This window comes from Cytobacillus sp. EB106-05-05-XG126 (assembly GCF_058791715.1).
This window is the reverse complement of sequence record NZ_JBYTDU010000001.1, coordinates 1,276,942-1,293,513: the sequence shown is the minus strand read 5'-3', so window position 1 is coordinate 1,293,513 and position 16,572 is coordinate 1,276,942. Positions and strand designations below refer to the sequence as shown.

Below are 16,572 nucleotides of genomic sequence, written 5' to 3'. Positions count from 1 at the left end.
CAGGCTCTCTTTTTTATTCATTCATCAATATCTTTCTTGACCTTTGATTTTTTCTGCGGCTGAAACCGATGCGGATTTTGTGTTCTTAAATACACTGGCCTTAAAGGCTGAAACGGAAATCTGAGAAACGAATCCTTCAGATCCCGATACCTTGGCGGATAAAACGGCTCCATAAAAGGTCTGCCGAGAGATGTGAGCCTGATCATATGAGTTAACAAAATACATGAACAGAACAGCACACCTACAAAACCCCATAAATTTGCGAATAATAAAAACGGAAATCTTAGAAATCGGATGGTATTATTCATCTTATATACAGGTGTAGTAAAAGCGGCAAGTGCTGCAAGGGCGATAAAGATTAACAGGACATTACTTGTCAGCCCTGCCTGTACAGACGCAGTCCCAATAACAATCCCCCCTACGATACCGATTGTCTGACCAACTTTCGTAGGCAATCTGGCTCCAGCCTCTCTTAAAAGCTCTATTACCAGTTCAAGCATTAACGCTTCATAGAAAGGAGGCAAAGGGATATGCTGCCTTGAAGTTACCAATGTTCCTAATAAATCGGTGGGGACAAGCTCCATATGATAAGTAAGCGTTGCAACATAAATAGACGTAATCTGTATGGAAAAAATAACAGAAAAGGCCCGCAATATTCTGGCAAAAGAAGCGATAGTCCAATTTAAAAAATAATCTTCAAAGGAACTGAAGAATTCAGAAAAAGTTGTAGGGGTAATCAGTACATGTGGTGACCCATCTACGGCTATCACTATTTTTCCTTCAGCAAGGACAGCGGCTGCCCTGTCCGGTCTTTCTGTATCCAGCAGCTGAGGAAAGGGAGAATTCTTATTATCTGAAATGAGCTGTCCAATGTAAGAACTGTCAGTGATTTCGTCAAAATCAATATTTTCGATTCGTTCTTTTACCATGCTGACATTATCTGTATTCGTAATTCCCTCAATATAGAGAACGGCCACTGCTGTTCTGGATATGCTTCCGATTATATATTCCTCTATGATCAGTTCAGAGATGGGCAGCCGTTTGCGGATTAAATTCAAATTATTCTCCAGAGACTCAACAAAGGCTTCCTTTGCTCCAATAACCGTTTGCTCGACTTCCGGATGTGTGATTTCCCTGACATATGAACATTTAGCAGCCATAAAAGCCGCTTTTTGGTTCTCGGCTTCTGATGTAACCATTACATAGCCATTCAAAAGCATATGTTCTGCTTTTGAAAGATCATCGCATATTTGTATGCTTGCAGATGGCAAAAGTTTTTTCAAATCATCAATTTTGTTGAATTCACCAAGAAGAAGCTGAGGGAGCAAACTTTTTGTGATCATTTTTTGGTCAATCAGTGTTTTGAAATAAGTAAAAGAAAAGCAGAGGCTAGTTTGTCTGTTGCTATAATGTACTTTTTGAAAATCATGAGATCGTGAAAGCGTCTTTTCCAGCTCGTCAAGTTCGATCTCTGATACAGGTCTCTTCTTTTTTAACTCTTTTTTCATTCTGTAATCACCAATTTTTTCGGCATTAAGTGTAGTGTTACCGTTTTTGGAAGGATTATGAATGAATAGGCGGGAATAGCTAAAAAAAGCCTCCCTCAGAATGGGGCAGGCCTGGGAATTATACAGGTTCTTCTTCCGGATGTTTAAAGCAGATTGAAACCAGCTTTTCAAGATTCTCAAATTCTTTGGCATCCAAAAATGCTATGCACCTTCTCAAAGATTGGAGGGCGCTATCAATGAGAAATTTTCTTGGTTTTTTCGAATGAATCATTTCTTCCTGGATAAAGTCCAGAAGATCCATGCAATCGTTCTGATCTTCCTGCTTGATGGACTTCTTCAAAGTCAATATGGATTTGCAGAGAATATGCATATTTCTATGATCTGTCTGCCTAAATCTGTTTTCAATCAGTTCAGGCTTCAGCAGGTAATCACCGGCTGAACTGACCTCTTCAACAACCTTCCTTATCCTTTCTACACTATAACGGACCACTGGATTAATGCTTGAAGAGAATTCAAAGAATTTTGTATGGTATTTTACGTTATGATGGAGGATGCCAAGGAACATCACAGCACAGTCCAGTAAATAGGGTTTCTTGTCCTCACCAAAGATTTCAATAAACCGGCTGAAAATCCAATCCACCATCCTAAGCTGGCCTTCCTTAATAAACTGCTTGAGCTCAGGGTCATTTGAAACAAGTACTTCTTCAAAAAGGGCAACCAGCTTATTGGTCCGATTCATATTCATTTGTAATTCGATCTGCTGTGTGAATACTTCTAAGCTGCTTGGGTCCTGGCCAATAAGAAGCTTATTGCGTTCTGATTCCATTTTTTCATGCAATGTTTTAAAAATGGAGATAAGAAGCTCGTTTTTCGAAGAAAAATAATTATAGAAGGTCCCCTTAGAAATCCCGCTGTAATCTAAAATATCCTGAATGGATGTAGCCTGAAAACCTTTATCCAGGAATAATTGATGTGCTTTTTTTATAACATGCATTTTCCTGTTATTCATCTATAATCACCTGTCATTTTATTTGAACTATGTGTATAACTTAATAGTACCTCATTGTATTTAATTACACAAACCTTCTATTTTCCAAGGATTTTTTTGTTGCAAAAGTTGAACTCATGGTATATTATATGATTTGTGTGTAACGACAGTATAAAATAATGAACTGATTGTACAGGAGGAAATATAATGGAACAAGCAATAAACAATAAAACAGAGCGGCCGCCTTATGGGATTCTCGCTGTTTTAATGATCGGGGCATTTATTGCCTTTTTGAATAACACATTATTAAATATTGCCTTGCCATCTATTATGGCAGATTTAGAAATAGAAGCGGCAACAGTGCAGTGGCTGACTACCGGCTTTATGCTGGTTAATGGTATCTTGATCCCGGCTACTGCCTTTTTAATTGAAAAATATACAGTCCGCAGGCTATTTATTGTGGCAATGGGATTATTTACAATCGGTACGCTGGTTGCAGGTATTGCTCATGTATTCCCTGTATTGCTGACAGGCAGAATGCTGCAGGCATCAGGGTCGGCTATTATGATGCCACTATTGATGAATGTAATGCTGATCAGCTTCCCGGTAGAAAAACGCGGAGCAGCCATGGGTGTATTTGGCCTGATCTTAATGTTTGCCCCTGCAATTGGGCCAACTCTCTCAGGATGGATTATTGAACATTATGATTGGAGAATGCTATTCCACTTCCTTTCACCGATTGCGGGTGTCATTTTAGTTCTTGGAGCAGTCATGCTGAAAGACAAAAAGGAAAAAGTGAATATCCGTCTGGATATGTTTTCTCTTGTTCTATCAAGTGTAGGGTTCGGCGGAATACTTTACGGATTCAGTTCTGCAGGGAACAAAGGCTGGGACAGCCCTCATGTGTATTTAACAATTGCAGTCGGAGTCATAAGTTTGATTTGGTTTATTTTAAAACAAACCAAATCAGAACGTCCGATGCTTAATTTTGGTGTATATAAGTACCCGATGTTTGCATTATCGTCAGCTATAAGCATGACGGTAAATATGGCGCTGTTCTCAGGAATGATTCTGATTCCGATTTATGTTCAGACATTAAGGGGGATCTCACCGCTGGATGCAGGATTGATGATGCTTCCAGGTGCCCTTGTTATGGCTGTGATGTCGCCATTAACTGGAAAGCTGTTCGATAAAATTGGCGGCCGGATTTTGGCGATCATTGGGTTAGCCATTACAGTAGGAACTACGTATGTATTCAGCAGGCTGACTCTGGAAACAACCTATACTCAGCTGATTATACTCAACTCGATCAGGATGTTCGGGATGTCCATGGTCATGATGCCGGTTTCAACAAATGGCCTGAACCAGCTGCCTAGAAGGCTTTATCCGCATGGAACTGCAATGAACAACACGTTGAACCAGGTGGCAGGTGCCATTGGTACCGCTTTATTGGTAACAGTAATGTCAACTAGGACAGAAACCCATGCTGCAGAAATTGCGAAAGAAGCGATGAAAGGCGGGGCTATGGCTAACGGCGGCCAAATGACTGAAGCTGCTGTGGCGGAAATGCAGCAGCAGGTCCTAATGAAAGCCATGCTTGAGGGAATTAATGATGCCTTCTTCGTAGCAACCTTTATAGCTGCAGCTGCACTTGTTCTGGCTTTCTTCATTAAACGCGCAACACCAATGGAGGACTCGGTTGAAGAGCCTAAGCAGGAGAATATGGTGCCTAAATTGGCTAAGAATTAATCGGAAAGGGAAATCAAGGATTTCCCTTTTTTTTATGCGCAGGAAATGAATATGAAACATAATTGGCCCGTCGTGCGTCTAAATTGGTATGCAAAGATTGTTTTACTAAAATGCTGATTTGGAGGTTGAACATTTGTCGATTAGGGGTATAAATCATTTCTTATTTTCCGTTTCAGATTTGGAGAGGTCGATACAATTTTATAAAAATGTATTTAATGCAAAGCTGCTGGTAAAAGGCAAAACGACTGCATATTTTGAATTGGCGGGTATTTGGATTGCCCTGAATGAAGAACGGAACATACCAAGGAATGAAATTGCCCATTCGTATACTCATGTTGCTTTTAAAGTCGATGACTCAGATTTTGAAAATATGTGCAATAAACTTGAAAAGCTGAAAGTTCATATCCTGCCTGGTCGTGCGAGAGACATGAGAGATAAGAAATCGATATATTTTACTGATCCGGATGGACATAAATTTGAATTTCATACAGGAACATTAAGGGATAGATTGGAATACTACAGATCTGAAAAAGGACATATGGAGTTTTTTGGTTAAAAAAAAGCCTGCAATGCTATTTGAGCATTTGCAGGCTTTCTTATTATCTATTTTTTCCTACTAATTTAATTGATTGATGTCCGCTGTGAGGGTGAGGAGAAAACAAAATATGATCCAGATACAGAGCTTCCAGCTTTCGGTCACTTAAATTAAACAAGCTGTGATTATGCTGGAATTTAGAAAGTGATAATAATTTGCTGATTAACGTTTCTCTGTTTAATGGCATGTAATGAACCCTCCCTTTTTGTTAGTATTATTTTAATTCATATTTATCCGATTAGTCAAGTAGGAATTAAAATTTGTCTGTTAATTATGAACAATTATCACTTTGACTGCTCTCAGTCTCAAAGCCAAATTGATAAAAAGAATCACTAAAACAAAGTTAATAGCACAGGCATCCTGTCCTCAAGGTTGGCTACCGCATTTATTTATACAGATGCGGTACTGGAAATAATATAAGCTTTGTTATGTACCTGTTCATAGGTATAGCCTACAAGGGAGAGAGTTTTTATCCAATTGTAATATCGCCCATCATGTTGCCAAAAAACGTCTTCAGCTTTCACCGTGTAGCAGAAATTGAGATCCGCTTCAGTTCACCATCAGCAAAAGATTCTTAAACGTAAAGGGATACATTTCCAACATGCAGACTGTTTGCCCTTTCATGAAATGGTTTGCTCCAATGCGCTGAGTAATTGGGACTAATGCTTAATAGAAAATTTACTCTTATGAATTTTCTGTCTATATTTGCTGATTCCTAAAAATAACATGCTAAAATAGGAAGAAGACGAATATTTAAAAAAGGGGGGTTAGTATGAACAATACGGCACTATTAATCAATAATCAATTGCTGGACTTGATTTTTGAAAGTACATACTATGGAATTGTGATTGTTGATGCAGATGGAATCATTCAATATATGAGCAATAATTATTGTGATTTTCTTGAAGTTCAAAGAGACGAAGTTATTGGCAAACATGCAACGGATGTTATTGAAAATACAAAAATGCATCTCGTTGCACAAACTGGTAAACAGGATTTTGCTGATTTACAATTTTTGCAAGGCGATTTTGTCATCGCCAACCGCATTCCGATTATCGAAAATAATGATATTGTCGGAGCAGTCGGTACGATAATATTTCGTGATTTGGATGAATGGAAGAAATTGAACAGTCATATTAAAGGGGTATTATCTGAGCTCAATTATTATCGAAGCGAGTGGAATGAGTCGAATGGATTAAGATATTCCCTTCATGATCTGATCGGGGAAACACCGGAGATTAAAGATCTGAAAGATAGAGTCATGCGCATTGCAAGAGGCGATATTTCTGTTCTTTTGAGGGGGGAGAGCGGTACAGGGAAGGAAATCGTTGCCCAAAGCATTCATCAGCTGAGTGAAAGGAGCGAGAAGCCTTTTGTTAAAGTAAACTGCGGCTCCATACCTGAACATTTATTGGAATCTGAGCTGTTCGGCTATGAGGATGGAGCATTTACAGGTGCAAGAAAAGGCGGAAAAATAGGGAAATTCCATTTGGCTGATGGAGGGACTATTTTTCTTGATGAAGTAGGGGACATGCCATTGCATATGCAGGTGAAACTATTAAGGGTTCTCCAGGAAAGAGAATTCGAGCCTATTGGGGCGCTTCAGCCTAAAAAAGTGAATGTGAGAGTGATTGCTGCTACAAATCGTCCGCTTGAAAAAATGATCAATGATCAATTATTCCGGGAAGACTTGTTTTACAGGATTAATGCGGTGCAGTTATTTATACCGCCTTTAAGGTCCAGAAGATCTGATTTGCCGATCTTGACCGAACACTTTTTGAGGAAAGCGACTAAGCGGATAGGCAAAAGGGTGACTGGAACAAGTCCTGAGGCAGCCTCTCTGATTAGACAATATGACTGGCCGGGAAATATCCGGGAATTAGAGAACGTTCTGGAAGCCAGTGTCCACTTAACTGACAGTGAATTGATTGGTGTTGAGGAACTTCCTGATTATCTAAAAGGCGGGAAAAAGAAACCAGAAGTGAAAAATCTAAAAGTTTTATTGGAAGAAACCGAAAAGAATGCAATCGAAGCCGCTCTAAAAAGGTACAGGTATGACAAAAATAAAGCTGCAGAATCATTGGGAATTGGCAATTCTACTATTTACGATAAAATAAAAAAATATAATATTTCTTTTTAATGCCAAAAATCCGGGGACTCGGAATCCAATCCGAAATCCCGGATTTTTGCGTTTTTCATTTTAGTTTTAATATTTGAGGACATATATATGCAGTAATATTTCTGAAAAGTCGGAAAAGTAATATCGTGAATCTGGCGGGAATGGCTTATGCATTGAAATTCCAATGTGGCACAAAACTTGCATTATGTTTTTAACAGAAAACAATTTTGAAAGATATGTATACGCTTACATAACTAAAGGAGGAGGATTTCTTGGATCTCGGATATTTTACAAGGAAAATGGCACTTGATATTAATCGTGAAAATCCTGCCAAAGTGGCTATTAAAGAAGAATCCGGCAGAGAATGGAGTTACGAATGCCTACACCGGACTTCAAACTCTTATGCAAACAAGCTTAAAGATCTTGGTGTCCAAAAAGGCGATAGGATAGGGATTCTGCTCTATAACTGTCTTGAGTATTTCGCGTTGTATTTTGCAGCTGCAAAAATTGGAGCTATCGCTGTCCGTCTGAACTTCCGTCTGACCAGCAGCGAATTTGAGTATGCCCTAAATGATTCCGGTACAAAAATTTTATGCTTTCACTCGGAGCTGACTCCCAGGATTGAATCTATTCGCAAAAATACAGGAGTGGAAAGGAATATTTGCCTGGCGGGCAGGACTGGGCCGATACCGGTATGGGCTCAAAGCTGGAGTCTGCTGGAGAATGGCGGTGAAGATGAAATCAGTACAGACTCCATTCGCCTCAGCGATCCCGTAATGTTAATGTATACGTCCGGTACGACCGGTAGACCGAAAGGGGCCATCTGGACTCACGAAACCACTTTTTGGTTCTCTGTTATGCAGGCTCTTAAGTGGAACTTTAAAGGAAAGGAAATCGGAATGACTACCGGCCCGCTCTATCATGTAGGAGCAATGGAAGATATTGCGCTTCCCATTTTAATGATGGGGGGAACGGTGATTATAACTGAGAGCAAAGGTTTTGAAATAACCAGAATCTTATCAGTGATAGAAAAGGAATACGTAACGGATTGTTTCCTTTTCCCTTTTATGATTTATGAAATGCTCAATCTTGCTAATCTTAGGGATTACAAATTTATAAATCTAAAAACAATTTATACAGGCGGAGACCCGTTAATGCCTTGGGCACTTGAAAAATTAAAAGAGAATTTCCCGCATATAGGCATTGTTCAGGTTTATGGACTTACAGAAGGAACTCCCATTGCTGCCTGTCTCGATTCCGAGGATGCTTTAAAAAAGGGGAAAACGGTTGGAAAGCCATTGCCATTGACTGAAATTCAAATTATTGATCAGAACAGAGTGCCCCTTCCTCCAGGGGAAATCGGGGAAATTGCCATTAAAAGTCCTGCCGTGTCAGCTGGATATTGGCGAAAACCGGAAGCCACCAAAGAAACTTTCACAGGCGGATGGTGCAGGACAGGAGATTTAGGGGTGCTGGATGAAGAAGGATATTTATCCATTGCCGGACGAAAAAAAGATATGATTCGGAGCGGCGGAGAAAATGTGTATGCTGCTGAAATTGAAGATGTCTTATACCGCCTTGAAGGTGTGAAGGAAGTATCCATTATTGGTGTTCCTGATCCGAAATATATTGAAGCTGTATGTGCAGTCATAGTCAAAAAGGAAGGCAGCACGTTTACAGAAGAAGAAGTCATCGAACATTGCAAAAAGTATCTTGCAAGCTATAAAAAACCAAGAAAAATTATCTTTACAGAAGAGCTGCCCCGCACACCTTCAGGTAAGGTTCAGAAGTTCATGCTAAGAGAACAATATAGCTGAGATGAGGAGGAATGAAATTGGAAAAAACAAAAGCTGTTTCCTGGTCCATTCAAAACAAAATTGCCATTATTATAATCGATAATCCACCACTGAATGTTCTAAGTGAGGAAGTCATTGAGCTTTTATCAATTGCTGCGGATGAAATTGAAAGCGATTCCAATATCAAAGCTGTTATCGTAACGGGGGCTGGAGAAAGGGCTTTTGTCGCAGGTGGCGATATAAAGGGTTTTCCTGATTGGATGGGAAAAGGGATTGAACTGGCAAAGGAAAAGTCTCTCTGGCTTCAGGAGCCTTTAAATAAACTGGAAAGGCTGCCGCAGCCCACGATAGCTGCCATTAATGGGTTTGCTCTGGGAGGCGGCTGTGAATTGGCTTTAAGCTGTGATATCCGGATAGCAGAGGAGCACATAAAAATCGGGCTGCCTGAAATCAAGCTTGGCTTATTTCCAGGTGCGGGAGGAACTCAGCGGCTATCACGTCTTATTGGTAAATCAAAAGCAAAAGAAATGATTTTCACCGGTGAGCCACTGTCTGCAGAGGATGCCTGGCGGATAGGCTTAATTAACCGGATTGCCCCTAAAGGAAAGTCGTTTGAAACAGCCTTGGATCTGGCGGAATCTATCAGCAATCATTCACTTCCCGCCCTGGCTTTTGCCAAGAGGTCGATAGATAAAGGTTATGAGCAAAGGCTTGAAAACGGACTCATCACCGAGGCTGAATATTTTGGCCAAGTTTTTCAGACCGAGGATATTAAGGAGGGGGTCGGGGCTTTTATACAAAAAAGGGACCCTAAATTTACTGATCAATAATTTAAAGATTAGGAGGAATATAAATGTTTGGATTATCGCCATTAATGACTTTTATGTTATTTGTTTTTTGGCCGCTGTCATTGGCCGCCGCTGGATTATGGGGATTATTGGCATTTAAAAATAAAGAGGAAGAGGATGATGCTTTATGATTTTGGCAATCGGAATTATCTATCTGCTTGTGATCCTTGTTATAGGGTTATTATCGATGAAGCATCAGAAAGACATGGACACCTTCTATACCGGGGGCCGGAGATTTGGCCCGTGGCTTGTCGCCCTGGCTGTCTCTTCCACAACCATGTCCGGATACGGTTTTATTGGATTGACTGGGCTTGTGTATGAGCATGGCTATGCCATTTTTATGATCGGTATTTTTGCCACTGCCGGGATTTTTGTAAGCTTTTTGGTATTGGCTAAGCCGATGAGGAGAATTACACAAAAATTTGGCGCTCTGACCATTCCGGATTTATTGGAAATCCGCTATAACAGTAAAACAGTGCGGGCCATTACTGCACTTGCCATTCTTGGAGGAGCAATAGGCTATCAGATGGCTCAATATAAAGCATTGGGCAATATGCTTGAAACTGTCTTAGGAGTTGATTATAAACTTGCTTTATTTATAGGAGTGGCCATATTAACGGTTTATGTTGTTGGCGGCGGAATGATAAGTGCCGTCTGGACAGACTTTATTCAAATGATTGTCATGATTGTTGGCTCTTTAATTGTTTTCATAGGCGGAATGAGAATGGTTGGAGGCATGTCCCAGATGAATGCTGAACTGACAGCTATTAATCCTGATATGGTTCAGGCCTTCCATACTACAGGCCCAATCGGAATTTTTGCTTTTATTTCTTATTTCTTCATTTATGTAATTGGACATCAGGGACAGCCGCATGTGGTAACCAAATTTTATATGATCAGAAAAATTTCCATGCTTAAGTGGGCTTGCATTATAGCGGCATCCACTTACGCATTAACAGCTTTATTATGGTTTGTAGGATTATATACACGCGTAATGGTAAACCGCGGGGAAATGGCAGCACCGGCTACTCCTGATATGGTGGCCCCAATGTTTATCGAAAACTTTTTCCCGCCTGTTGTCGCCGGGATCATATTTGCCGCTGTAATGGCAGCAATCATGTCAACCAGCGAAGCATTTCTTCTAGTAGCAAGCTCATCGATTGTAAGAGATATATACCAGCAGATTATTAAGAAAGGTGAAAAATTACCGGAGAAAAAGGAGTTGGCCCTATCCAGATGGTTTACTCTTATCATCATTGCTGTTACATTCCTGCTCTCACTAAATCCGCCTGATCTCGTTGGCTGGCTTGGCAATGCATCCTGGGGAATCTTCTCAGCCTCATTGCTGCCTGTATTGAGCATTGGTCTGCTGTGGAAGCGCGCAACAAAGACAGCTGCTATTTGCTCATCTGCATTAGGTTTCATCTCGAGCCTTGGTCTTTACATTCTTAAAGTAAAAGGGATTTATGTTCCGGCACTTGATACTGGTGCTATTGCTATGATCATCTCTACTTTATCATTGGTTGGAATCTCCCTCATCACAAAACCGGCATCCAGCCCAATTTTTGAAGATAAGCCCGGTCAGGCTGCTAAAACCGATCCTGCTGCAGCTAATCTTTCATAGTTTAAGAAAACTTCCGCAGGTGTTTTTTTAAATAGGTAAAAAGGTACAACTTAACTTGCAGAATGGCAGGAATACCCCTTTCCGCCAGTGAATACAATTAGAAAATGGAAACAGCTTTCTATATAGAGAAAGGAAGCAAATATTTAAAAAAGCTGGGGGAAAAATGACTAAGCGAAAATGGGGAATAGTACTTTTGTTTATTGTCTGTTTCATAGGATTAGCCGGGTGTTCAGGAAAAACTGCCGGCGATAATGAGCCGGAGAAAAAGGCCGCGGAAGAGAAGTCTGAAGAAGATAAGACAAAAGAGGAGGCAAAGGCAGAGGAGCAGGCTAAAGAGGAAGAAAAGAAGGAAGAAATAAAGCCGGTTGTGGTTAATGTCATCGATCCTGATGCAAAAACAGTGCTAAAGACCTTCAGCCCTGCTGAAATGGGATTTGGTGAGGATGATGAAAAATATAAAGCAGATCTTTCCCAATGGGCCAAGGAAATAGCGCGAGGAACGGATACAATAAAAGGCTATGACCAAAGGATGACCCTTGACAAAATTGGTCCCGATGGCAATATCATTAAAGGGCAGCCTGAGATTATTCTTGAAGAAAGCGAATTAGTGGATAAGATTTTCGCTGCTTCTGTAAGCGGCGGGGATGTTGAGCTGCCGCTCTATGTTTCAGAAAGCGGTTATGATCCTGCTGATGTACCTCATTTAGGAGAAGTAATCGTCGCATCCTATAGTACCAATTTTAACAGCGGCGTGGCAGGCAGGACAAAAAACATTGAACTCTCAGCAGAAGCCATCAATAATATCATTCTTGGTGAGGGAGATCACTTTTCTTTTAATACAACAGTGGGGCCCAGTGATGAAGCACATGGGTATCAGCCTGCAGAGGAAGCCATTAATGGCAAGCTCGTAATGGGGATTGGGGGCGGTATTTGCCAAACATCCTCCACTCTATACAACGCTGTTGATAAAGTCGGGGTCAGTTATGTAGAAAAACACCACCATTCTGTAACGGTGGGTTATGTCCCAAAGGGCCGGGACGCAACCGTTTCATATGGAGGCAAAGACTTCAGATTTGAAAACACAACCGGCATCCCGCTTCTTGTAAAAGCAAACTTCGGAAATGGTGTCTTAACAATTGAAATCAGAACAGCAAAAAAGTATGAGGGAATGCTTAAGAAAGCAGTTTAACTGCATCAGGCACCTAAGACTTATTTCCGGTTTAGGTGCCTGAGCTGTTTTTAATGCACTGAATAAGTTATGGAAAAATAAGCAAATAGCGGAGGGGTTTGTCCACACCATTCCAGTCACTTTTAATACAATAATATAGAAGATCTCCTCCCTAAGGATCTTTGGTCTGCATAGTCGCCGCTAATCTGCCAGCCGGATTAGCGGCATTTTTTTTGTATTATTATGAAAATAATAGCGAAAGAAGGAGAATTTTCTGTAAATATCTGAAGATCCAGGTAAAAAGTACCTGACTTACCAGTTGTGTTCATGATAAATTATAAGTAGAATATCCTATCATATCTGGAAATGAGGAAAAGGCATGAAATTATCTGTGGCAAAAAAACTGTTCCTCGGGTTTTTGTCTGTCCTTTTATTATTTGGTCTTGTCGCCGGTTTATCAAATTACGAACTCGGTAATGTTAACAGAAATTATCAAAGTTTAATAGATGATAATGTCTCTGAAGTGATGCTTGTAAAAACATTGAAGGCAGAGCTTATGAATGAAGCAGGGGGAATCCGCGGCTATCTCCTGACAGGCGACTCTACATATCTGAGTGACTATGAAAGTTCCCGCAAGAGGATGGAACATCATATCAATAAACTGAATGAATTAGCCGGCAATAAGAAGGAGAAGGAATTGGCGCAAGAACTGGAAGTGCTCCATAATCGCTATCAGAGCATTATTGACAAAGAAATTAAGTTTAAGCTGGAGGAAAATAATGCTTATATGTCATTAGTTGAAACTTCCGATAAACAGATCAGCCAGGATTTTAATAAAAAAGCGGATGAACTTGTAAAATTTTATGAATCCCAATTAAATGCCGGGATAAATGAAACTGTCTCTGGCGTTAAATTCTCTCAGACGATTACTTTAATTATTTCGATTACAGCCGTTATTGCTGCCATGCTGATCGCTTATTTTATAAGCAGAATGATATCCAGGCCGATTAACCTGGCTGCAGGAGCGATAGACAAAGTGGCAGGAGGAGATTTAAGTCAGACCTCTATTAAAGTAAAAAACCGGGATGAAATAGGAGTGTTTATTTTATCATTAAATAAAATGGTCCAGGACTTGAGGTCTCTAGTCAGCCAGGTAAGAAGCACATCAGAACAAGTGGCATCAAGCAGTGAACAGCTGGCTGCAAGTGCAGACGAAAGTTCTTTGGCTTCTGAACAGGTAGCAGCTATTTCGCAGAAAAATGCTCTGGGGACTGAACAGCAGCTTTACCGTTTTAGAGAGGTATCTTCTTCAATTAAGGAGATTGCTTCCGGAATGCAGCAAATTTCTTCAAGTAGCGAGCTGATGCTTGAAGCAGCGGAAAAGGCAGATTTTTTAACTAAACAAGGCACTAATTCAGTCGATAATGTTGTAAGGCAAATGAATGAAATAAATACTACAGTAGGCAGTGCTGCTCAGCATATTTATACGCTCGAATCCCGGTCAAAAGAAATCAGCAATATCGTAGAATTGATCACGAATATCGCAGAACAGACAAATTTGCTTGCACTCAATGCTGCCATTGAAGCTGCAAGGGCGGGTGAGCACGGGAGAGGCTTCTCGGTTGTCGCTGACGAGGTCCGTAAATTGGCAGAGGGATCCAAGCAATCTGCCATTCAGATTCATCAAATGATAGGGCTTATTCAGGAAGAAACAAAGCATGCCGTTCTGGCAATGCAAAAAGGAAATGAACAGGTAAGGGATGGCCTTGTAGATACAATGGTAGCAAGTGCAGCTTTTGATGAGATCGCCCATTCAATGGGTGATGTAACATACAAAGTTGAAGAAGTCTCATCCTCAGTGGAAGAACTGACTGCCTTAACCACCCAGATTATTGATGTTATGTCCAATGTGCAGGACATTTCAGAAAAAAACGCAGCAGCTTCACAGGATACTTCAGCCGCAACAGAAGAGCAGCTTGCCACCATGGAAGAAGTATCATCATCAGCGGGGTCTCTTGCAAAACTTTCTGAAGAATTGCAGGAACTTGTATCAAGATTTAAATTATAAAAGGGACTCAGCTGAGTCCCTTTTGAATTTTACTACAAGATTTTAATGGTTAATGGATACAGGTATGGAATGAACGGCTCCTCAATTTCTTTCCATTCCTTAATTTTAATCATCGGCATCTCTGTTCCATTATAGGCTGCTTTATCTATAACTCCGCTAACTTTGACCCACATATTATCATAGAGGTCCGGAGCTTCCTCCAACTCTGATAGAAAGCCAATCATACTTGCATCTGCCACACAATGCGTAATCAAAAATCTCGAAATGACAAGCTGATTGGAAGCAAGTCCTTCTTCTTTATATATAAATCCCTGAAATTCAATTTCCCTGCCAATGAATTTATCAATATCCTTACTGATTTCCTCATAATACAAGCTAAAAACTTTATCATCCATCTTAATAGCAGAAGCGGAATAAAGGTCCTTTTTTAATTGCTCAAACTCTTCATTGGATATTTCCTCTACTTCTTCATTTACAGACAGGTCATGTTCCAGCTCCCCGGCTTCCTCCAGCTCTTCTTCAAAAGAATAGTCTTCTAGGTCAAAGTCTGATTTATCAGAGCCTGACGAGGAGCTCATCTCTTGTTTTTGATTACCAAGTATGGCCAGTCCGCCTTTTTTTTCAGCTATGGAAGCATCAAGCGTCTTTGCAGGCAAGAAGAATCCTGTTAATAGCGGAAATAATATAATGGAATAAGACAGCAGCTTTTTTACTGTAAACGGTGTATCTCCATGATCATGATGATGAGAACAGGTATCAACATCATGATGGCAGCAGTCCTGACCTTGATGATGTTCGTGAACAACGTTTTCTCTATTAAAAGTCCATATTCTTGTAATTTGAATAAAAAATAAAAATAAAAACAGTATGGAAGCGGATTGGCTTAAGCGGACATATTTGGGATTAATATACTTGGTTATGTCGCCTGTATAATGAAGCTGAAAAATCAGGCCACAAAAAGCCAGTAGAATCAGTGCCCTTAATGCCTGCTGGAAATGGATTTTCATAGCAATCCTCCTAAATGAAATTCTGTACAAGAAGCAGCGTGAAAAAGACAACAGAAGCAGTCAGCGCTAATACGCCAAGAACAAACTTCATCCGAAACACACTAAGCATCATGATTGTATTTTTAAAATCGATCATCGGACCAAAGATCAGGAATCCCAGTACGGAAGACTTAGGAAATATGCTGCTGAATGAGGCACCAATAAAAGCGTCGGCCTCTGAGCATAGTGACAAAACATAAGCAAAGCCCATCATGATCAGTAAGGATACAACTGGATTATCAGCATTTTGCAGAAATGTTTTTGCCGGCATATAGACTTGTACAATGGAAGCTAATAAAGCGCCAATAATCAAATATTTGGCCATGTCAAAAAATTCATCGATTGAATGAGTCAGCATGGACCAAATCCGGTCCAGGAAAGGACGATTGATTTCACTGCTGTGGGGTAAATGAAGAGTTTTCTTCAATTGCCCGGACTTAAAGAAGATGCTCACACTAAAGGCAACTATAATGGCAATTAGGAATCCCAATCCCATTCGTAAGCCCGCCATTTCAAAATCGTTTCCAAAAGCCATGTATGTAGAAGCAATGACGATGGGATTAATCAAGGGCCCAGTCAGCATAAAACCAATCGCTGCATATACTGGAACACCCTTGGACATAAGACGGCGGATGATAGGAACAATTCCGCATTCACACGCTGGAAAAAGTGCGCCAGCCACACAGCTCATGACAACAGCAGCTGTTCTATTTTTCGGAATCCACCTTTTTATATGGTCTTCTGTAATGAAAATTTGGATAAACCCTGCAATCAGCACACCTATCAGCACAAAAGGCAATGCTTCTATTAAAATGCTGATAAAGATAACGTTCAGATTTAACAGGGAAGTCGGAATATCAAAAGACAAACCTAATCCAGAGCTGAAAGATATTAAATATACCAGAATGGCTATCAATATTATGCCTGTTATATCAATAATGTGGCTGCGAAAAATTCGGTTCATAGTATCCTCCTGAATTAAAATCGTAATGATTTCGTTTTATACTCTATATTAATTTTATGAAATTGTAAATGGGATTATGAGCATTTTGAAAGGATAGGA

General features: G+C 40.3%; 14 protein-coding genes. 9 read left to right on the top strand and 5 right to left on the bottom strand.

Going from position 1 to position 16,572, the window contains the following annotated elements:
• Positions 1–17: 17 nt before the first annotated feature.
• On the bottom strand, positions 18–1,508 hold the full coding sequence (locus AC3WTL_RS06465; RefSeq protein ID WP_226619191.1) for a spore germination protein: 1,491 nt from the start codon (positions 1,506–1,508) through the stop codon (positions 18–20).
• Positions 1,509–1,626: 118 nt separating this feature from the next.
• Positions 1,627–2,517 (bottom strand): TetR/AcrR family transcriptional regulator, encoded by an 891-nt coding sequence (locus AC3WTL_RS06460; protein WP_048008815.1) that lies wholly within the window; start codon positions 2,515–2,517, stop codon positions 1,627–1,629.
• Between the two features lie 186 nt (positions 2,518–2,703).
• On the opposite strand from AC3WTL_RS06460, the gene AC3WTL_RS06455 reads away from it, so the two are divergent.
• Both AC3WTL_RS06455 and fosB read left to right on the top strand, forming a co-directional pair.
• Positions 2,704–4,245 carry a DHA2 family efflux MFS transporter permease subunit gene (locus AC3WTL_RS06455; protein ID WP_048008814.1) on the top strand — a complete coding sequence of 514 codons (1,542 nt, stop codon included), beginning with the start codon at positions 2,704–2,706 and terminating at the stop codon, positions 4,243–4,245.
• 133 nt (positions 4,246–4,378) lie between these two features.
• Positions 4,379–4,801, top strand: a complete 423-nt coding sequence (gene fosB, locus AC3WTL_RS06450) for a metallothiol transferase FosB (protein WP_048008813.1) — start codon at positions 4,379–4,381, stop codon at positions 4,799–4,801.
• Positions 4,802–4,844: 43 nt separating this feature from the next.
• On the opposite strand, the gene AC3WTL_RS06445 is transcribed toward fosB, so the two are convergent.
• Positions 4,845–5,027, bottom strand: a complete 183-nt coding sequence (locus AC3WTL_RS06445) for a hypothetical protein (RefSeq protein WP_009334884.1) — start codon at positions 5,025–5,027, stop codon at positions 4,845–4,847.
• A gap of 585 nt (positions 5,028–5,612) precedes the next feature.
• Here AC3WTL_RS06445 and AC3WTL_RS06440 point away from each other — a divergent pair.
• From AC3WTL_RS06440 to AC3WTL_RS06410, 7 genes are all read left to right on the top strand, one after another.
• Positions 5,613–6,980 carry a sigma-54 interaction domain-containing protein gene (locus tag AC3WTL_RS06440; protein ID WP_048008812.1) on the top strand — a complete coding sequence of 456 codons (1,368 nt, stop codon included), beginning with the start codon at positions 5,613–5,615 and terminating at the stop codon, positions 6,978–6,980.
• A 251-nt stretch (positions 6,981–7,231) separates the two neighbouring features.
• Positions 7,232–8,776, top strand: a complete 1,545-nt coding sequence (locus tag AC3WTL_RS06435) for an AMP-binding protein (protein WP_048008811.1) — start codon at positions 7,232–7,234, stop codon at positions 8,774–8,776.
• Between the two features lie 17 nt (positions 8,777–8,793).
• Complete coding sequence (locus AC3WTL_RS06430) at positions 8,794–9,585, top strand: enoyl-CoA hydratase (RefSeq protein ID WP_492369227.1); 792 nt, start codon at positions 8,794–8,796, stop codon at positions 9,583–9,585.
• A gap of 23 nt (positions 9,586–9,608) precedes the next feature.
• On the top strand, positions 9,609–9,734 hold the full coding sequence (locus AC3WTL_RS06425) for a hypothetical protein (RefSeq protein WP_261391473.1): 126 nt from the start codon (positions 9,609–9,611) through the stop codon (positions 9,732–9,734).
• The gene (locus AC3WTL_RS06420; protein WP_197246144.1) at positions 9,731–11,227 is read left to right on the top strand and encodes a sodium/proline symporter; all 1,497 of its coding nucleotides are present in this window, start codon (positions 9,731–9,733) and stop codon (positions 11,225–11,227) included. Before AC3WTL_RS06425 ends, AC3WTL_RS06420 begins: the two co-directional genes overlap by 4 nt.
• Positions 11,228–11,390: 163 nt before the next feature.
• Positions 11,391–12,416 (top strand): VanW family protein, encoded by a 1,026-nt coding sequence (locus AC3WTL_RS06415; protein WP_492369226.1) that lies wholly within the window; start codon positions 11,391–11,393, stop codon positions 12,414–12,416.
• A 358-nt stretch (positions 12,417–12,774) separates the two neighbouring features.
• Entirely contained in the window at positions 12,775–14,463 is a 1,689-nt protein-coding gene (locus AC3WTL_RS06410) for a methyl-accepting chemotaxis protein (RefSeq protein WP_492369225.1), read from the top strand.
• 32 nt (positions 14,464–14,495) lie between these two features.
• Here the strand turns inward: AC3WTL_RS06410 and AC3WTL_RS06405 are convergent, their stop codons facing one another.
• Together AC3WTL_RS06405 and AC3WTL_RS06400 are read right to left on the bottom strand one after the other, a co-directional pair.
• Entirely contained in the window at positions 14,496–15,470 is a 975-nt protein-coding gene (locus AC3WTL_RS06405; protein ID WP_492369224.1) for a TIGR03943 family putative permease subunit, read from the bottom strand.
• Positions 15,471–15,480: 10 nt separating this feature from the next.
• The gene (locus AC3WTL_RS06400; protein WP_048008805.1) at positions 15,481–16,473 is read right to left on the bottom strand and encodes a permease; all 993 of its coding nucleotides are present in this window, start codon (positions 16,471–16,473) and stop codon (positions 15,481–15,483) included.
• Between the last annotated feature and the right edge of the window lie 99 nt (positions 16,474–16,572).